Raw genomic sequence first — 18,383 nt, 5'->3', positions numbered from 1 at the left:
AGTGGCTGAGCTACCTGCAGTACCCGGCCATGCTGGTTGCGCTGTACTACGTCGCTTCGCCGTTCTTCACGGGCCTGGGCGGGCTGCTGGAGGCGCTGAACAACGCGCTGTTGTACGCCGGCGTGGGCATCGGCATGTCCTCGTTGCAGGATCCGACCCGTACCCAGAACGAAGTCTCGCGCAAGGTCTGGGAAGACCCGCGCAAGGGCTACTGGATGCTGTGGCTGCTGACCGTGCAGGCGTTGCTGCCGATCCTTCTCGGGTTGGCGGGTACCGCGTTGGCCGCGTCGACGGCGCTGTCGCAGTTGTCGCTGGGGCTGGTGGCGTTCGGGCTGGGCATGATCGGCCTGCTGAAGACGGCCATCGAGATGCGGGAACACCACCGCCGTGACCGGCGGGTTGCCGCTCAAGACACAACGGTTCTGGAGAAGGCTGCATGAGCATGACGGTGCTGGTGAAGGTGAGTTACCTGGTGGCTGCGACGCTGTTCCTGCTCGGCCTGCAGCGCATGGCCTCGCCCAGGACCGCGCGTAGCGGCATCCACTGGGCCGGAGCGGGCATGTTGATCGCCACTGCCGCCACCTTCCTGCTGCCGGGGCTGCACAACCTGGGCCTGATCGCGGTAGCGCTGTTGCTGGGTACCGGCCTGGCCTGGGTGTCGGCCAAGAAGGTGGCCATCACCGACATGCCGCAGATGGTGGCGCTGTACAACGGCATGGGCGGCGGCTCGGCGGCGGCCATCGGCGCGGTTGAACTGCTGCGTTTTTCCGATGTTGCCGGTCGCGACACCAGCCACTGGAGTGCCGAGGCCATCGCCGCGCTTGCCGCACGGCAGCCGTCGGCGACGGTGCTGGCGCTGGCGGTGATCGGCTCGGCGATCGGCGCGGTATCGCTGTCGGGCTCGATCATTGCCTGGGCCAAGCTGGACGGCCGGCTGGACAAGCGCGTCACCTTCCCCGGCCAGCAGGCGTTCAACCTGTTGACGGCGGTGGCGATGGTGGGACTGGGCGCGTGGGCGGCGGTGAGCCTGCAGCCGGTGGCGATCATCAGCTTCTTCGTGGTGGCGCTGGCGCTGGGCGTGCTGATGACCTTGCCGATCGGCGGTGCCGACATGCCGGTGGTGATCTCGCTGTACAACGCCTTCACCGGCCTGGCGGTGGCCTTCGAGGGCTACGTGCTCGGCAACGAGGCATTGATCATCGCCGGCATGATGGTCGGTGCGGCCGGCATCCTGCTGACCCGGTTGATGGCCAAGGCGATGAACCGGCCGATCAGTGGCGTGCTGTTCTCCAACTTCGGTGGCGGCGGCCAGGGAGCGGAGATCAGCGGCAGCCAGAAGCCGATCGAAGCGGCCGACGTGGCGGCGATGATGGCCTTCGCCGAGCGCGTGGTGATCGTGCCCGGCTACGGCATGGCGGTGGCGCAGGCCCAGCATAAGATCTGGGAGCTGGCGCAGCGGCTGATCGAGCGCGGGGTGAAGGTGAAGTTCGCCATCCACCCGGTGGCCGGACGCATGCCAGGGCACATGAACGTGCTGTTGGCCGAGGCCGGCGTGCCCTACGACCTGATCGCCGACATGGACGACATCAACCCCGAGTTCGCCACCACCGACGTCTCGCTGGTGATCGGTGCCAACGACGTGGTCAACCCGGTGGCCAAGACCGATCCCGGCAGCCCGATCTACGGCATGCCGATCCTGGACGTGGTCAATTCGAAGAACACCATCGTCATCAAGCGCGGCAAGGGCACCGGTTTTGCCGGCATCGAAAACGCGCTGTTCTACGCCGACAACACGCGCATGCTGTACGGCGACGGTGCCGAAGCGGCAAGCGCGCTGGTCAGTGAGTTGAAGGCGCTCGACGGCGGGCACTGAGCCCGCCATTTCATCATCCAGGGGGAAACATGCGGAACGTTGGCAGTCGCGGCCTGTGCTACGTATTGGTGCTGTGCAGTGGGATGGCGTTGGCACAGTCCAACAGTGGCTGGTGGTCGCAGAACCGGTCCGGCGATGCGGCCGCCACGGAGCCGGCGACCGCGGCGTCGCCAGCAAGCGAAGTGTCGGCGGTACCCCCGCCGGTGACCCATGAGCAGCCCGTGCCGGCACCGTTGCCGACGCCGATGCCCGTGGCGTCACCGGCGCTGCCGTTGTCGCAGACACGTTTCGACTGCGTGGAAGTGGCCCGCTTCGAGGTCAATGATGGGCTTATCACCAGCAAGGAAGAGGCACGCGCGGCGATGATTCCCGCCGAGCGGCTGGCGGAGATCCAGCGCAGCGTGGCCGGCAACATCCCGGGCAAGATTGCCGGCATGCGCGCCGCGTTGGCCGGTGCGACGACTGGCTGCCCCGATCCGCAGCGCACGGTGTTGCTGACCGGGCGCATCGTCGACTTCAAGAAGGGCAACCAGGCCCTGCGCTATTTTGTTGGCTTCGGTGCGGGCGCACAGAAGTTCTCGGTGATGGCACGCGCGGTGCGCAAGTCCGATGGGGCGCTGTTGGCCGAGGAAGACGTGACGGACCGCAAGGTGGGTGGCTGGATCGGTGGCGATGCCGACAAGGGGCTGGATGACTTCGGCGAGAAGGTCGCCACCTTCGTCAAGCGGGCATTGCCGGCAACGCGTTGATCGAGCGCCGCATGGCAATCGTGAGATAGCGTGCCCGCGTCAAGGCGCCAGGGCAGGTGCCCGTTGGTCGGCAGATGCCGCATCCGCGCAGGATGGTGGTCGGGTGGTTTGCAGCGGGCCGGCGCCCTGGCGGCGTCGCGCTTCGGAGGTGGTGCAACCGAAGGCATGCTTGAACGCCCGGCAGAACGCGCTCTCGCTTTCGAAGCCGAGCGATTCGGCAATCTCGCAGACGGAGAGTCCGGTGCCCTGGACCAGCTCCCACGCACGTTGCTGGCGCAGGCGGATGGCGTACTCGCTCGGCGTTTCGCCGAACACCTCGCGGTAGACGCGGATCAGGTGCGTGGGCGAGTAGTTGGCGATCGCCGCCAGTCGCGAAAGATCCAGCCGGTCGTCGACGTTGCAGCGGATCAGGTGCTGCACCTTGAGCAGGCGCAGCAGCGTCTGGTGCCGGCGCGCGGCGGTACGCCCGCTGCAGCGTTCCAGCTCGCCCTGCAGCGCCTGCTGCTGCTCGATGAGGGCGTCGTGCAGCTGCATGAACGCATCGGCTACTTCGGGGGTATCGGCGTCGGTCGGGAACCAGCGCGTGCGCGTGAGGTGCACGATCGGGCGGGCGAGGGCGTGCGGACAGGGTTCCTGGCGCGGGATCAACGCACTGCCCGGCAGCGGGCCGGGGTGTGCCTGGCGCCACGTCTGCAGTGGGGCAGTGATGCACATCCAGCGCGCATGGCAGCGACTGTGATGCCGCAGCCCGCCCTCCAGCCAGACCTGCACGTGGCGCGAAGGCAGCAGCCAGGGCGTGTCATTGCTGGAGAGTTCGAGTTCGCCATGCAGAATGGCCGTTACGCTTACCCAGCCTGCCGGCACCTGCAGGCGTGTCCCGCGTCCTGAACTGGCGACAACATGCACGCTGTCGCTGGGACCGGAAGGCAGGCTCAGGGCCTGCGATCCGTGGAGCTGGTGGTGCCGGATCTTCACTGCGCCTCCACCGTCGGGGGTCCCGACCGTGTCGTGGATGGATGGCTTCAACGTGAAAAGCAGCGCTGCTGGGAATGCCCTTGCGTGTTCCTGCCTGCGACATCAATCGGGTGTAGCGTATGACCAAATCGCAGGAAAAAAAATAGCCCGGACAAGCCGGGCAGATCCGGTTTTTTGGCCCTGCTTTCCCCATTACGCCGGGGGCTGAGGAAGGTCTCGCCTGGGAGAGAGTTGCCAGGAGGCCGGATGGCCCATGCTGAACCCGCAGGCGCAAGCCGCGCGTGCATGGGTTTGCAGCTTGATTTGCATTTATTGCGATTCCGCGTCGAGCGTTGTGATGATTTCCCATGCAACTTCCAGGGGCGATGACAGGTGCGCGATCTCTACGAGCAGGCGTTGGCGTTGTGGCATGACGGCCAGTGCGCACAGTCCGAAGCATTGGCTCGACGGTTGGTACAGGTGGCGCCGGCATTCGCGCCCGGCCTGGCGCTGTTGGCGACGTTCCATCTCCAGCATGGCCAGGTCGGACATGCCCGGCCGCTGCTCGAACACGCGTTGCGCCTGCAGCCGGACCTGGTCGAGGCCTGGATCAATCTCGGCAACGCCTGCCTGGAACTGGATGACATCGACGCGGCCGTGCAGGCATTCGAGAACGCGCGCCGCCAGGGCGCGGAGGGAGTGGCCTACCTGCTCGGGCATGGGCTGGCCTGCCTTGGCAAGGGCGGGTTCGCCCCTGCGCGCCAGTTGCTTGTGCGGGCATATGCGCTGGAGCCGGAGGCGGCGGACGTACGCCTGGCCTACGCACGCTGCCTGGTCGAGTTCGAACGCTTTGACGACGCGGCGCAGGTGCTGGCGGGGCTGGAGGCCGGCCACCTGGGCGGGCAGCAGCGCAAGGCATTGGCGTGGCTGCAGATGCAGTGCGGCCAGGACGAAGTGGCGCTGGCGCTGTACACCGGGTTGATCGGGCAGATGCCGGAGGATGCGGAACCGCGTATCCAGCTGGCGCTGTTGCTGGAACGGCTCAACCGCGTGGACGAGGCGGCCCAGGTGTTGGCCGGTCTGCCACCGCCGGCGTCGGATGACGGGCGGGCGATGCTGGCACTGGCGTCGGCGCGGATTGCGCGACGCAGCGGGCAGCCGCGCACGGCGGCCGCGCTGGCGCAGGCCGCATTGCCGTTCGGTGCCGATCCGGCCATGCGCGCCCAGCTCTGGTTCGAGGTGGCGAAGGACCACGATCAGGAGGGCGACGCGGCTGCGACGATCCATGCGCTCGAACACGCGCACGCACAGGCCCGCCTTGCGTTCCAGTCACGCTGGCCGGAAACGGCATTGCCGGCCGTGCTGGGCTGGTTGGACCAGCGCCGGCGGCACGCGCCGGCCGTGGCGGTCGATGCAGGCACGCGGCAGGGGCCGCCCGATCCGGTGTTCCTGGTGGGGTTCCCGCGTTCCGGCACGACGTTGCTGGAGCGCATGCTCGATGCGCACAGCGCGCTGGACGTGCTCGATGAGCGGCCAGCGCTGGAAGTGATGATCGAGAACCTGCGCAGGCGCGACGGCTGGCGTGACGCGGCACTGGATGCATCGCTGGATGGTCTTCCCGGCGCCGCGGTGGACCAGGCGCGCGCCGACTACTGGCAGCAGGTCCATCGCCACCTCGTGCCGCAGGGGCGGCTGGTGGACAAGTACCCACTGACGATGACGCGGCTGCCGTACGTGGCCCGCCTGTTTCCGCAGGCCGATTGGCTGCTGCTGTTGCGCCACCCCTGCGATTGCGTGCTCAGCTGCCATATGCAGGCATTCGGCTTGAACGGCGGCGCGCTGGCCTTCGAATCGCTGGCGTCCACGGCGCAGACCTACGTCCGGGTGATGGAATGGTGGCATGCGCAGCGCGAATGGGTGCCGGCGCGCGTGCATGTACTGCGCTACGAAGACCTGGTGCAGGCCCCGGCGCAGCGCCTGGAGGCGCTGATGGGCTTCCTGTCGCTGCCGATGCAGGCCGCGCAGCTGCAGTCGCACCATGCAGCGGCGCAGCGCAGCCGGCGCATCAACACGCCCAGCTATTCGCAGGTGATCGAGCCGGTGAATGCCAACGCGGTGGGCCGTTGGAAGCGCTACCGCGCCTTCTTTGGCGATGCCGTGCTGGCCGAACTGGAGCCGTGGGCAAGGCGGTTCGGCTACACGATGGAGTGACGCTGCGGGAAGCGCAGGTAGGTCGACAGGATGTACTTGTCCTGGTCCGGCGACGGTTGGCCTTGGTGGGCGTACATCCAGTACGGCGGAAACATCAGCAGGCGGCCGGCACGCGGGGCCACGCCGGTGTGCAGGCCGGGAAACCAGGTCTGGCCGCCGTGCCCGACGTCGTTGAGGTACCACAGGAACACCAGGTAGCGGTCGCAGACGTCGTTGATGGCATCGAAGTGTGTCTGGAACTTCTCATCGCCACCGGCGCGGTAGCGCTTGAGGATGAGCGGGCTGAGCAGGGGGCTGTCGGGGAGGGCCAGTGGCAGCGCGACATCGGCGTTGTAGCGCTGCAGCGACTGGCTGATCAGCTGCCGGAAGAAGGCCAGGAACGGCGCATCGGAGAGCCGGCTGATGTCCAGCTCGGTCCAGGCGCTTTGTTCGAGCCCGGCGCGCACGCCACGCCCGTTGCGTTGCTGGAAGCGGCCCAACGCGTTGAACGACGCGATCAACTTGCCGCACATCTCCGTTGGCAGGCTGTCATCGTAGGTGCGGATGTAGTGGCGAAGGTCGCCGCCGTGTCCTTCCGCCGCGGCCGGGGCCGCGGCGGAAGGGGTGGTGACGGCTGCGGGATCAGAAGCGGGCTGTCCAGCGCATCCAGTAGTAACGTCCGATTGCATCGTAGGTCCGCATGTCCGTCGAGGCGTTGAAGCCAGAATAGATCAACGGCGGCTGACGGTCAGTAAGGTTGCGCACGCCGATCTGGATCGAACTGTTGTTCAGGTCCTCGAAGCGGTAGCCGATCTGCAGGTCGGTCTGGGTGAAGGACGGCACCCGGCGCCTGGCCACGTAGCCGGGCTCGGTGACATCGGCTACGTCCGGTGCTTCGTACACGTGGTGTACGTAGCGGGTGGTGAGGCTGGCACTGAGGTTGCCGCGCGACCAGCTGATGTCGTTGAGTGCACGCCAGCGGGCCATGTTGCCGAAGCCCGAGGAGGCGTTGTCGACGAACGTGCCCGCCAGGCCAGTACTGCCCGGAATGCCCGGGAAAGCGCCGACGTTGCTGCTCGGGTCGCCGGACAGCAGCTGCACGTCGTACTGGGCCAGGTAGGTGGTATCCAGGTTCCAGCTGAACTTGCCCCATGCGCTTTCCGGGAACAGGTAGCGGAAGCCGATGTCCATGCCCGCGGTCTTCAGCGTGCCGAAGTTGCCGGTGACGTTGGTCATCTGCGCCACGTCGCCGGCATCGTCGCGGACGAAGGTGTCGCAGAAGCGGCCGAAGTTGAAGCACTGGTTGAGCAGCACGTTCTCCGGCAGGTTGGTGATGAACTGGTCCAGCTTCACGCGCCAGTAGTCGGCGGTGATGCTGAAACCTTCCAGCCAGCTCGGGCTGTAGACGAAGCCGTAGGTGAGCACGTCGCCTTCTTCCGGTAGCAGGTCCGGGTTGGCCACCTGGAAGGAGGTGACCTGGTTGTTGCTCTGCCGGAACGAGCCGTCGGTGGGGACGCCGGTACAGGCGTTGGGATTGCCGCCGGTGTAGCCGTTGCAGGGGTCGGTGTAGGTGCTGGCGCTGGGCACGGTGGGGGCGTACAGGTCACCGATGGTCGGGGCGCGGAACACGTCGGCGTAGGTGGCGCGGATCAGCAGGTCGGCGAACGGCTTCCATTCCATGCCGATCTTGGAATTGGTGGTGCCGCCGAAGTTGGAGTAGTCCGAGTAACGCGTGCCGAGCGAGACGTTGAGCTTCTCGGCGAACGGCGCATCGGCCAGCAGCGGGATCAGTGCTTCGGCGTAGATTTCGTTGACGTCGAACTTGCCGTTGATGTCGCCGAACGTACAGGCTTCCTGGGTGATCAGGCAGACCGTCTCGCCCGGCGGGATGATGGTCAGGAAATCACTGCTGGAACTGGCCGATTCCTCGCGGCGTTCCACGCCCACCGCCAGCGAGACGGCGCCGGCCGGCAACTGGAACAGGTCGCCGGTGACGTTGGCATTGAAGACCTTCAGGTCGTTCTCGCTGCTGCTGTGGATGGTCGGGTTGATCAGCTCCAGCGCGGCCAGCTGGGCCTGGCCGGCGGCGGTGCTCGGGTCCGGCGGCGGGCCAAGGAAGTTGACCGGCAGGCAGCCGGCGATGGCGGTGGCCGGGTCGCCGGGCGTGCGCACGCAGATCGGGTTGCCGGTGGCCGGGTCGACCATCGAGGGGCCCAGTGCGTCGGTCAGACCCGGGCTGTACAGGTAGCCGCGGACCGCGGTGGTCTGCGGGGTGCGGCCGTAGCCATAGGAAGCGTCCCAGCTCCAACTGCTGTCGCTGAAGGCACCGCGCAGACCGGCGGTGATCTGGTAGGTCTCGGTTTCAAAGCGGGTGGTGCGGGTCGGGATGAAGTCACGCAGGCGCAGGCGTGCGTCGGTGATGTCCACGCCGAACGGGTTGTACATGCTGTCCGCGCTGATCGGCACGTTGTCCACCGCCGCGCGGCCGTCGAACGGCAGCGGCGCGATGAAGAACGAGGATTCGGTGCGCAGCCACGAACCCAGCAGGAAGCCCTCGATGTTGTCGGTGAGCTGGTAGTTGCCGCTCATGAACAGCGAGGTGCGCTCCTGCGGGGTCAGGTTGAGGTTGCCATCGGCCTGGAAGTTGTAGACGTCGGTGGCCGCGTTGAAGCAGCGGAAGTCCGATTGCGACGTGCCCGGGCGGCCATCGATGCGGGTCAGGGTGACGTTGGCGCCAGTGCCGCAGTTCGGGTCGCTCAGGTCCACGCCGCCGGCGGCGGTACGCGGCACCACATAGCGGCCGGTCAGGATGCGGCTGGTGCCGCCGATGCCCTTTTCGCCGGCATACAGCTGGTAAGGCTGGCTGGAGTAGGTGCGGTCGGCGGCGCTGACCGAGTCTTCCTTGTCATAGCTGGCGCCGAGCATCAGCCGGCCCTTGTCGCCATGCATGCCGAAGGTGGCGTCGAAACGCTGGGTATCGGCGTCACCGCGCGAGGAAATGCCATAGAAGGCGCTGGCTTCCAGTCCCTGGAAGTCCTTGCGCAGGATGAAGTTGACCACGCCGCCGATGGCGTCGGAGCCGTAGATCGCCGAGGCGCCGTCCTTGAGCACTTCCACGCGTTCGATCAGCGCCATCGGGATGGAGTTCACGTCCACCGCGCCGTTGGCGTTGGAGATGGTGCCGATCCAGCGCTTGCCGTCGACCAGCACCAGCGAGCGGTTCACGCCCAGGCCGCGCAGGTCCACGGTCGCCGCGCCGGCGCCGCCACCGTTGTTGACCTGGGGGTTGGTGGCCGCACCGGCGATGGCCGGCGTGCGTTGCAGGAACTCACCGACCGTGGCCGCACCGGAGCTTTCGATGTTCTGGCGGTCGATCGTGAAGACGGGGCTGGAGGTCTCCAGGTCGGCGCGCTTGATGCGCGAGCCGGTGACCTGGATGCGGTCCAGGTTGGTGGCTTCCTCCTTGGGCGGTGTGTCCTGGGCCAGGACGCTGCCTGCGGCCCCCAATGCGAGGGCGGCGGTGGAAAGGGGGAGCAATGCACTACGTACGGCCTGACTCAGGGGCTTGATGCTCACGGGCAACTCCGCTTGGCTGGTGCGGGGGAGCCTTGAAATTACGAATTATTAACTCCAACAAATGTGCGTCTCCGGCAGGGAACCATGTGCCGGAACTGACATTTTGTCTCGCAGTGTCTGAAACATTGCGAGATCGTGGCGTCACATGGCGCGCGCGCAGGCAAGGTCGGCCCCCGCAACGACCTGCCGCCGGCGGCGTCGGACATGTCGGCAGGGGTATGGAGGAGGGGGATACTACGGCGAGCGGGAGCTGCCGGCCGCAGGTCTCAGCGGGCCATGCGCCAGCCGACCACCAGGGCGATCAGCAGCCAGATGCCCTCGGCCAGGCCGTTGGCCATGGACAGCAGGGTCCAGGCCAGATGGGGCCCCATGCGCAACGCAGATTCCCACGGAGTGAGCCCCATCGGCCCGCCCATGTAGGCCGAGGCGATCAGCCAGTTGGTGGCTGCGGCGATCAGCACGGTGGCCGCCAGGGTGATCAGGACCCGCGCCCGGCCGCCGGGCAAACCGCCAAGACGCAGCATCCACGCGGCTTCCAGCGCGGCGACGATCGCCATCCAGCCGGCCTGGGTGCCCAGCGACAGGGCAACCAGCAGCCACAAGACGGTCAGGGTGATGCTTCCCAGCAGCAGCAACAGCGGCCAAAGCCAGTGGTGGACGGCGCGCGCCGACGAGGAAACGGAGGACATGAGCATTCCCGGACAGGTTCCGCAGCATAGCCCTTCAGCGGGCGACGCGCCCAGTCGGATAAAATGGCCATCTTGCGGGTAGCGACCGCGTCCCCATATCGATCCACATGTATTCCCGTAGCAGCGAACCCGTCCATTTCGAACGTGATTGCCCGGCCGTGATGGTGCCGCAGGGCGACAGCGTGACCCTGCCCGCCGGCAGCTATGGCTACATCACCCAGGCGCTGGGTGGCAGCTATACCGTGTTTGTCGAAGGCAACCTGTTCCGCATCGCCGGCAAGGACGGCGACGCGATCGGCAAGGAGCCGCCGCCGGGGCTGGAACTGCCGGACGACGCCGGCGACGAGGATGTCGAAAAGCTGGTCTGGCAGCAGCTGCGCACCTGCTTCGATCCCGAGATCCCGTTCAACATCGTTGACCTGGGGCTCATCTACGAGGTGGACCTCAGGCACCTGGACGACGGCCAGCGCGAGGTGGACGTCAAGATGACGCTGACCGCGCCGGGCTGCGGCATGGGCGAGATCCTGGTCGACGACGTGCGCAGCAAGCTGGAGATGATCCCGACGGTGGCCCAGGCCGACGTCGAGCTGGTGTTCGACCCGCCGTGGGGGCGTCACATGATGTCCGAGGCGGCCCGTCTGGAAACTGGCATGCTGTAACGGCTGGCCTGCGCGCCTGCGGTACCGGCATTTCCCGTACCGCAGCTGCCGCCGGCCGGACGCGTTGGAACCGGTGACCCCCCGCGCCGGCGTTGTGTCCCATCCCGCAATCTGGAAGGAATCATCCGGTGTCCCAGTCTTCCCCGAGTTTTGCCGTCACCCGTTCGGACCATCCGCGCAGCGCAGAAGAGCGCGCCAAGATCCTGGAAAAGCCGGGCTTCGGCCTGTACTTCACCGACCACATGGTGGCCGTACGCTGGGACAAGGACACCGGCTGGCACGATGCGGCGGTCACGCCATACGGCCCGATCTCGTTGGACCCGGCCGCCGCCGTGCTGCATTACGGCCAGGAGATCTTCGAAGGCATCAAGGCCTACCGCCACGCCGACGGCTCGATCTGGACCTTCCGTCCGGAAGCCAACGGTGCGCGCCTGCAGCGCTCGGCCCGTCGCCTGGCGCTGCCGGAACTGCCGGTGGAAATCTTCGTCGAGTCGCTCAAGCAGATCACCGCGGTCGACAAGGACTGGGTGTCCGACGCGGACGAAGCCAGCCTGTACTTCCGTCCGTTCATGATCGGCGACGAGGCCTTCCTCGGCGTGCGCGGCGCGCACAAGGCCACCTACTACGTGATCGCCAGCCCGGCCGGCCCGTACTTCGCCAAGGGCGTGGCGCCGGTGGCGATCTGGCTGTCCACCGATTACGCCCGCGCCGCCAAGGGCGGCACCGGCGCGGCCAAGTGCGGTGGCAACTACGCTGCCTCGCTGCTGCCGCAACAGCAGGCGCAGGCGCAGGGCTGCTCCCAGGTGCTGTTCCTGGACCCGGTCGAGGGCAAGTACCTTGAAGAGCTGGGCGGCATGAACGTGTTCCTGGTCTACGGCAAGACCAACACGCTGGTCACCCCGGCGCTGTCGGGCAGCATCCTGGAAGGCATCACCCGCGAGTCGATCCTGCAGCTGGCGCGCGACCGCGGCATGACCGTGGAAGAGCGCAAGGTGTCCATCGACGAGTGGAAGCAGGGCGTGACCTCCGGCGAGATCACCGAAGTGTTCGCCTGCGGTACCGCCGCGGTGATCACCCCGATCGGCCAGCTCAAGGGCGAAGGCTTCTCGGTGGGTGACCTGGCCGCTCCGGCCGGCGAGGTGACCATGTCGCTGCGCAAGGAACTGACCGACATCCAGTACGGCCGCCTGCCGGACCGCCACGGCTGGCTGGTGCGCCTGGCCTGATCCGCCACGGCGTGACCGATCCCAACCCGCCCGGGCCCTGTGCCCTGGCGGGTTTTTCATTGTCAGGATCTGAGAACTACATCGCATTTGTTTTGTGAAACAGCGACTTATGGCAGTGGCGGAGGCGATGGTTTCGCCTGCAACCCTCTTGGCAGGGGTTTATCCGGCGTTTACTCTCGGCCGACGGATCGGTTACAGGGGACTGGTTCGGGTAGTCCTACCCGGGCAATACACGCTTCCCCACCGATGTCTGGAGCCCGGGCAGGACCTTGGCCGCGCAACGCGGCATCCTCTTGCAGAAGGGCTCATCAATGTCACGCAAATCAGACCGTAGGCTTGGCCGTGGGTTGGTTGTAGCAGGCACGGTGTCGTTGTCCTCCCTGTTGTTGTGTACGCCGGCCTTCGCCGGTGATGTCCACCTGGCCGGCTTGGACAGCGCGCCCACGCACCAGCGCTTCATCGTCAAGTACAAGCAGGACAGCCGGCAGCTCGCCGGCGAGGCCGCCCTGCAGAGGACCCTGGGGTCGGCGGCGCGCGCGCTGCCGGTGCGTGCCGGCAAGGGCGTGGGCGTGCAGCACCTGCGCCGGCTGGCGGTGGGGGCGGACGTGATCCGCGCCGATGCCCAGCTTGACCGTGCCGATGCCGAAACGCTGATGCGCAAGCTGGCCGCCGACCCGAACGTGGAATACGTGGAGGTCGATCGCCTCAACACGGTCCGCCTGACGCCCAATGACACGCGCTACAGCGAGCAGTGGGGCTACTCCGGCACCTACGGCATCAAGGCCAACCAGGCCTGGGACGTGACCAACGGGGCCGGCTCGGTGGTGGCGGTGCTCGACACCGGCATCACCAACCACAGCGACCTCAACGCCAACCTGCTGCCCGGCTACGACTTCATCAACGACACCAGCGTTTCCAACGACGGTGACGGCCGCGACAGCGACCCCAGCGACCCGGGCGACTGGGTCAGCGCGAACCAGTGCGGTGGCATCCATGCCGCGCAGGGGTCGAGCTGGCACGGGACCCACGTCGCCGGCACCATCGCGGCGGTGACCAACAATGCCAAGGGCGTGGCCGGCGTGGCCTACGGCGCCAAGATCGTGCCGGTGCGCGTGCTCGGCACCTGCGGCGGCTATGACTCGGATATCGCCGATGCCATCGTCTGGGCCTCGGGTGGCACCGTGTCCGGCGTGCCGGCCAATGCCAACCCGGCCGAGGTGATCAACCTCAGCCTCGGCGGCTCCGGTGCCTGCGGCACCACCACCCAGAACGCGATCAACAGCGCGGTCGGCCGTGGCACCACCCTGGTCATCGCCGCCGGCAACGACAACGTCAACGTGTCCAATGCCTCGCCGGCCAACTGCAACAACGTCATCGCGGTGGCCTCGATCACCAGCACCGGCGCGCGTTCGAGCTTCTCCAACTACGGCGCGCTGATCGACATCGCCGCGCCGGGCTCGAACATCCTGTCCACGCTCAACACCGGCAGCACCACGCCGGGCACGGAAACCTACGCGGCCTACAACGGCACCTCGATGGCCACCCCGCACGTGGCTGGTGTGGTGGCGCTGATCCAGGCGGTGGCCACCACGCCGAAGACGCCGGCCCAGGTGGAGGCGCTGATCAAGGCCAACGTGACCGCGTTCCCGTCGACCCCGTCGCAGTCCATCGGCCCGGGCATCCTCAATGCCAAGGCGGTGGTGGATGCGGTCAATGGCGGGACCACGCCGAACCCGGGTGGCACGGTGCTTGGCAACGGCGTGCCGTTGACCGGCCAGTCCGGCGCCGCCGGCAGCAGCCAGTACTACACCGTGCAGGTACCTGCCGGTGCCAGCAACCTGGTGATCGCCAGCTCCGGTGGCAGTGGAGATGCCGACCTGTACGTGCGTGCCGGCAGCCAGCCGACCACCTCCACCTACGATTGCCGGCCGTACAAGAGCGGCAATGCGGAAAGCTGCACGTTCGCCACGCCCACGGCTGGTACCTACCACGTGATGCTCAACGCCTACGCGGCCTATTCGGGGGTGACCCTGCAGGCCACCTGGAGCACCGGCGGCGGAACCGGGGGCGCGCAGACCTACAGCAACGCCACGGCGGTGAACATCGTCGACAACGCCACGGTGGAAAGCGCGATCGGCGTGTCCGGGCGCAGCGGCAATGCGCCCGCCTCGACGCCGGTGGCGGTGGACATCAGCCACACCTGGAAGGGGGACCTGAAGGTGGACCTGGTGGCGCCGGACGGCAGCGTGTACGTGCTGAGCAACTACGCCGGCGGCAGCGCCGACGACATCAAGCAGACCTTCAACGTGAACCTGTCCAGCGAAGCCCTCAACGGCACCTGGAAGCTGCGGGTGAACGACAAGGCCAGTGGTGATACCGGCAGGATCAACCGCTGGTCGATCACGTTCTGATCCGGCGGCAACGACGGCGCCCTCGGTGGCGCCGTCCTCAACGCGCATGAGGTAATGGCCCCGGCACCGCCGGGGCCGTTTTTACGCGTCGGGCGTGCAGCGGTGCCGGTGCGAAGGCTCAGTCTTCGCAGATTTCGACCAGGGAGGCCTGCAGGAAACGCACGGCATCGTCGGGCGCGATGTCCAGCAGCAGCCCGCGTTGTCCGGCATTGATATACAGGCGCTCGTGCAGCCGCGCGTCCTGGGCGAACACCACCCCGGCCGGGCGCTGCTGGGCGAACGGGCTGATGCCGCCCACCTTGTAGCCGCTGCGTCGTTCGGCCTCGGGGATGTCCATCATCTGTGCATGCTTGCCCCCGCAACAGGCGGCAAGCTTCTTCAGCGACAGCCGGCGGTCGCTGGGGATCACCGCGATCACCGGTTGCTTGTCCACCCACGCCATCAACGTCTTGAACATGCGCGCCGGGTCGATGCCCAGCGCCTGCGCCGCCGCCAGGCCCTTGCTGTCGACGTCGGCCGAGTAATCATAGGCGTGCAGCCCATGGGCGATGCCGGCCTTGTCCAATGCCGCGGTGGCGCGGGTGCCCTTGGCCATCAGACGGCTTCGAAGCGGTTCGCGTCCACGTTCTTGCGGACCTTGGTCGGGTCCCAGATACGGCCATTCATGGCGATGTAGACGCCGGGCGGCAGCGACTGCACCGCACCGATCGCGCAGCCGATGTTGAACTCGGCATCGGAGCCGCGGAACCGCGCCGGGCTGAGTGCGCCGGTCATCACGATGGTCTTGTCGGCGATGGTCTGCAGCACCTTGCCGGTGGCCACCATCGAATCGGTGCCGTGGGTGACCAGCACGTGGCGGGTGGGCTGGGCGGCGATGGTGGCGCGGATCAACTCGCGGTCATCGTCGGTGATGTGCAGCGAGTCCTTGCGCAGGATCGGGATCACGTTGAAGCGGAAGGTCACGCCGAGCTCGCGCAGGATCATGCCGATCTGCGGGTCGCCGATCTGGTAATCGGACTTGTCGTCGAAGTAGATCTTGTCGATGGTGCCGCCGGTGGTGACGACCAGGAGTTCTTCCATCATTGCGGTAAATCCTTGCGGTGACTGCCAGCGGCGCCATGCCGCGATGCTGCGCATGATAATCCAAGCCGCCGCCCGGGCAGGGCCCGGTGCCAGCGGCTATCGCGGTGTCTTCCGCGCGAACCGCGCACGTACCCCGGGCACGCTCACCAGCCCGATCACCAGCAGCGACAGGCCGATCTCCAGCCAGGCGTACAGCGCGAGCTCGCGGTGCGCCCAGGCGCTCATCACGCCATGGCTGAACCAGAACAGGGCCAGCACCCCGGCCCAGAAACGGGCACCGGCGCGCCGGGCGATGACGCCGGCCAGCAGGAGCAGCGGCGGGGCCACGAACACCAGCAGCACCGCGGCCAGATGACGGTCGGCACGGAACCACATGCCGTACAGGGCCGCCAGCGCCAGCAGCGCCAGGCCCAGGACCCCGTCGCGCACTCGTGACTTCATGGCGCGGCCAACCGCCGCGCGATGTCGGCCACGCGCCGGCCCAGCACGCGGGCCAGGTGGGCTTCGTCATCGCTGGGCTGCGGGTCGTCCTGTGCACCGGCGACGTGGCTGGCGCCGTAGGGCGTGCCACCGGTGGTGGTATGGCTGAGCGCCGGTTCGGTGAACGGGATGCCGACGATCAGGCAGCCGTGGTGCAGCAGTGGCACCTGCATCGACAGCAGCGTCGACTCCTGGCCGCCGTGCATCGAGGCGGTGGAGGTGAACACCGCCGCCGGCTTGCCGGCCAGCGTACCGTTCACCCATTCCGCGCCCAGGCCATCGAGGAAGTGCTTGACCGGCGCGGCCATGTTGCCGAACCGGGTGGGGCTGCCGAGCACGATGCCATCGCATTCGGCCAGGTCGGCGATCTCCACGTAGGGCGCGCCGTCCTCGGGCACCGGCGGGGCGCTGGTCTGGGTGACGGCGGCCACCGGCGGCACCGTGCGCAGTCGGGCGCTCATGCCGGGCACCTCGCCGATACCACGGGCGATCTGCCGGGCCAGCCGGGCCACCGAACCGCCGCGGCTGTAGTACAGCACCAGAATTTCCGCCATCACACCATCCATTCATCACGCAGGAGTCCGCAGTATCGGCGATGCGGGCCGCGCTTTGCATCGGGTACCCTTCTCCAATGGAACCTCTGGATTCACTCAATCTATGGACGGAGCGGCTGCGTGACCGGGCGCGTACGGCGACCTTCGCACGCTTCCTGTGGCGCCGCTTCATCGACGACCGCCTGTTCCAGGCCGCCGGCTCGCTGGCCTACACCACGGTGTTCGCCCTGGTGCCGCTGGCGATCGTCGTGTTCGGCGTGCTGTCCGCATTCCCCATGTTCGACCGCTGGAGCGAAGCGCTCAGCGACTACGTGTTCTCCAATTTCGTGCCCTCGGCCGCGCGCGCCGCCGAAGGCTACCTGCGCCAGTTCTCGGCCAGCGCCGGGCAACTGACCGCGGCCGGCTTCATCGCCCTGGTGGCATCGCTGCTGATCACCCTCAACAGCATCGAGCAGACCTTCAACCGCATCTGGCGGGTGGCTTCGGCACGCCCGCAGTTGACCCGCTTCCTGGTGTACTGGACGGTGTTGACGCTGGGCGCCTTGCTGGCGGCGGCGTCGTTGGCCGTTTCGGCCAAGGTGCTGTCGCTGCCCCTGTTCGGGACCAACGAAGGGCGTTGGCTGGCCGACCTGGGCCTGCGCCTGGCGCCGGTGCTGATCGAATTGGCGTGCGTGATGCTGATCTACCGGGTGGTGCCGCACCACTCGGTGAAGTGGCGGCATGCCATCCCCGGCGCATTGCTGGCGGTGGTGATGCTGGAGCTGGTGAAGTGGGGCATGGGGCTGTATCTGGGTAGCTTCCAGTCCTACCAGAAACTGTATGGCACGGTGGCCTTCGTGCCGATCCTGTTGTTGTGGATCTACCTGGGCTGGGTATCGGTGCTGATGGGGGCCTCGCTGGCCTCCTCGATCGCTGCCTTCCGTTACCAGCCGGTCGCCCTGCGCCTGCCGCAGGGCTGCGAGCTGTACGGCCTGCTGCGCCTGATCGGTCGGTTCCGCGAGGCGCGCCAGGACGGCAAGGGGCTGGACGAGGAACAGATCCTGCTGCTCGAACCGATGCTGACCGACTCGCTGCTGCAGCAGCTGCTCGAGCAGATGGAGCGCATCGACCTGCTGCGCCGCGACGAGCGCGGGCAGTGGCTGCTGGCGCGCGACCTGGATGGCCTCAGCCTGGCCGAGCTGTACGAAAGCTCGCAGCTGCGCATCCCCGTGGCCGAGGAATACCTGCCATTCCGCGACGACCTGCTCGGGCAGGCCGCATGCCGCGCGCTGGATGAGCTGCGCGTGCCGCTGCGCACCCTGCTCAAGCGCCGCGTCGACGATATCTATACCTCTTCCGGAGAAACCTGATGAACCGCACCCTCGTTCCGTTCGCCGTGCTGGCACTGGTGCTGGCCGGCTGCACGCCGCAGGCACCCTCCGCCGCGCCGGAGGCGGCGATACCTGCACCGGCGGCACCGGCGGCACCGGCCAACGCGCCGGTCGAAGCGGTGCAGCAGACCGCCGAGTTCCCGCAGTTGCAGGTCGCCACCGTCGACGGCAAGACCTACGACCTGGCCAGCCACCGCGGCAAGTGGGTGGTGGTCAATTTCTGGGCGACGTGGTGCGCGCCGTGCCTGCAGGAAATGCCGGAGCTGTCGGCATTGCACGCCATGCGCAGCAACGTCGAGGTGGTGGGGCTGGCCTACGAGGACATCGAGCTGGACGAGATGCAGGGCTTTCTCAAGGCCCGGCCGGTGGCTTATCCCATCGCCATCCTCGATGTCTACGACCCGCCCAAGGACTTCGCGACCCCGCGCGGCCTGCCGATGACCTACCTGATCGCACCGGACGGAAAGGTGGCCAAGCAGTTCGTTGGCCCGGTCAACGCGCAGGAGATCGAGCAGGCCATCAGCGCGGCCGGCGGCAAGGCGGCCTGACCCGGCGCGCGGAACGCGCCG

Annotated in this window: 17 protein-coding genes and 1 pseudogene; 10 read left to right on the top strand and 8 right to left on the bottom strand. The window is 67.4% G+C overall.

Translation table 11 applies throughout. From position 1 onward, the window contains the following. The 3 genes from VA603_RS06770 to VA603_RS06760 all read left to right on the top strand — a co-directional run. A partial coding sequence (locus VA603_RS06770; RefSeq protein ID WP_323438328.1) for a hypothetical protein occupies nt 1–440 on the top strand: 440 nt, incomplete at its 5' end. After that, nucleotides 437–1,873 carry an NAD(P)(+) transhydrogenase (Re/Si-specific) subunit beta gene (locus VA603_RS06765; RefSeq protein WP_323438327.1) on the top strand — a complete coding sequence of 479 codons (1,437 nt, stop codon included), beginning with the start codon at nt 437–439 and terminating at the stop codon, nt 1,871–1,873. The genes VA603_RS06770 and VA603_RS06765, both read left to right, overlap by 4 nt. Nucleotides 1,874–1,902: 29 nt before the next feature. Further along, nucleotides 1,903–2,622, top strand: coding sequence for a DUF4410 domain-containing protein (locus VA603_RS06760; RefSeq protein WP_323438326.1), 720 nt, complete (start codon nt 1,903–1,905; stop codon nt 2,620–2,622). 39 nt (nt 2,623–2,661) lie between these two features. On the opposite strand, the gene VA603_RS06755 is transcribed toward VA603_RS06760, so the two are convergent. Beyond that, nucleotides 2,662–3,597, bottom strand: a complete 936-nt coding sequence (locus VA603_RS06755; protein WP_323438325.1) for a helix-turn-helix domain-containing protein — start codon at nt 3,595–3,597, stop codon at nt 2,662–2,664. A 372-nt stretch (nt 3,598–3,969) separates the two neighbouring features. Between VA603_RS06755 and VA603_RS06750 the strand changes: the two genes are divergently transcribed. Continuing rightward, the gene (locus VA603_RS06750) at nt 3,970–5,787 is read left to right on the top strand and encodes a tetratricopeptide repeat-containing sulfotransferase family protein (RefSeq protein ID WP_323438324.1); all 1,818 of its coding nucleotides are present in this window, start codon (nt 3,970–3,972) and stop codon (nt 5,785–5,787) included. Here VA603_RS06750 and VA603_RS06745 read toward each other — a convergent pair. The 3 genes from VA603_RS06745 to VA603_RS06735 all read right to left on the bottom strand — a co-directional run bounded on the left by VA603_RS06745 (nt 5,772) and on the right by VA603_RS06735 (nt 10,031). After that, nucleotides 5,772–6,299, bottom strand: coding sequence for a 2OG-Fe(II) oxygenase (locus VA603_RS06745; protein WP_243694016.1), 528 nt, complete (start codon nt 6,297–6,299; stop codon nt 5,772–5,774). The genes VA603_RS06750 and VA603_RS06745 overlap by 16 nt on opposite strands. Nucleotides 6,300–6,408: 109 nt before the next feature. After that, a complete protein-coding gene (locus VA603_RS06740) occupies nt 6,409–9,342 on the bottom strand; it encodes a TonB-dependent receptor domain-containing protein (RefSeq protein ID WP_323438323.1) in 2,934 nt (977 codons plus the stop codon). Between the two features lie 266 nt (nt 9,343–9,608). After that, entirely contained in the window at nt 9,609–10,031 is a 423-nt protein-coding gene (locus tag VA603_RS06735; RefSeq protein ID WP_132864901.1) for a hypothetical protein, read from the bottom strand. 107 nt (nt 10,032–10,138) lie between these two features. Here VA603_RS06735 and sufT point away from each other — a divergent pair, with 107 nt between their 5' ends. The 4 genes and pseudogenes from sufT (at nt 10,139) to VA603_RS06715 (ending at nt 14,327) form a co-directional block, all read left to right on the top strand. Further along, nucleotides 10,139–10,690 carry a putative Fe-S cluster assembly protein SufT gene (sufT, locus tag VA603_RS06730; protein WP_132864900.1) on the top strand — a complete coding sequence of 184 codons (552 nt, stop codon included), beginning with the start codon at nt 10,139–10,141 and terminating at the stop codon, nt 10,688–10,690. A gap of 128 nt (nt 10,691–10,818) precedes the next feature. Beyond that, nucleotides 10,819–11,916: a branched-chain amino acid aminotransferase gene (locus tag VA603_RS06725; RefSeq protein ID WP_132864899.1), complete on the top strand. Its 1,098-nt coding sequence runs from the start codon at nt 10,819–10,821 to the stop codon at nt 11,914–11,916. Between the two features lie 311 nt (nt 11,917–12,227). Then, a pseudogene (locus VA603_RS06720) lies at nt 12,228–13,961 on the top strand (S8 family peptidase); the annotation flags it as partial. Continuing rightward, nucleotides 13,941–14,327, top strand: coding sequence for a proprotein convertase P-domain-containing protein (locus tag VA603_RS06715; RefSeq protein WP_323438337.1), 387 nt, complete (start codon nt 13,941–13,943; stop codon nt 14,325–14,327). The pseudogene VA603_RS06720 and the gene VA603_RS06715, both read left to right, overlap by 21 nt. Before the next feature lie 118 nt (nt 14,328–14,445). Here the strand turns inward: VA603_RS06715 and ybaK are convergent, their stop codons facing one another. From ybaK to wrbA, 4 genes are all read right to left on the bottom strand, one after another. Next, nucleotides 14,446–14,922, bottom strand: a complete 477-nt coding sequence (ybaK, locus tag VA603_RS06710) for a Cys-tRNA(Pro) deacylase (protein ID WP_323438322.1) — start codon at nt 14,920–14,922, stop codon at nt 14,446–14,448. Next, entirely contained in the window at nt 14,922–15,407 is a 486-nt protein-coding gene (locus VA603_RS06705) for an asparaginase domain-containing protein (protein ID WP_132866171.1), read from the bottom strand. Before VA603_RS06705 ends, ybaK begins: the two co-directional genes overlap by 1 nt. 99 nt (nt 15,408–15,506) lie before the next feature. Continuing rightward, entirely contained in the window at nt 15,507–15,851 is a 345-nt protein-coding gene (locus VA603_RS06700; protein ID WP_323438321.1) for a DUF2069 domain-containing protein, read from the bottom strand. After that, the gene (gene wrbA, locus VA603_RS06695) at nt 15,848–16,444 is read right to left on the bottom strand and encodes an NAD(P)H:quinone oxidoreductase (RefSeq protein ID WP_192286613.1); all 597 of its coding nucleotides are present in this window, start codon (nt 16,442–16,444) and stop codon (nt 15,848–15,850) included. The genes VA603_RS06700 and wrbA overlap by 4 nt, the downstream gene beginning before the upstream one ends. A 77-nt stretch (nt 16,445–16,521) precedes the next feature. Here wrbA and VA603_RS06690 point away from each other — a divergent pair, with 77 nt between their 5' ends. Together VA603_RS06690 and VA603_RS06685 are read left to right on the top strand one after the other, a co-directional pair. Further along, on the top strand, nt 16,522–17,793 hold the full coding sequence (locus VA603_RS06690) for a YihY family inner membrane protein (RefSeq protein WP_192286612.1): 1,272 nt from the start codon (nt 16,522–16,524) through the stop codon (nt 17,791–17,793). Further along, nucleotides 17,793–18,362, top strand: coding sequence for a TlpA family protein disulfide reductase (locus VA603_RS06685; protein ID WP_323438320.1), 570 nt, complete (start codon nt 17,793–17,795; stop codon nt 18,360–18,362). Before VA603_RS06690 ends, VA603_RS06685 begins: the two co-directional genes overlap by 1 nt. Nucleotides 18,363–18,383: the final 21 nt, after the last annotated feature.

The sequence above is a fragment of the Stenotrophomonas capsici genome (assembly GCF_034961085.1).
GTDB lineage: Bacteria > Pseudomonadota > Gammaproteobacteria > Xanthomonadales > Xanthomonadaceae > Stenotrophomonas > Stenotrophomonas capsici.
Note: the sequence above shows the minus strand (reverse complement) of the source record. Positions and strands in the feature narration are given on the sequence as shown.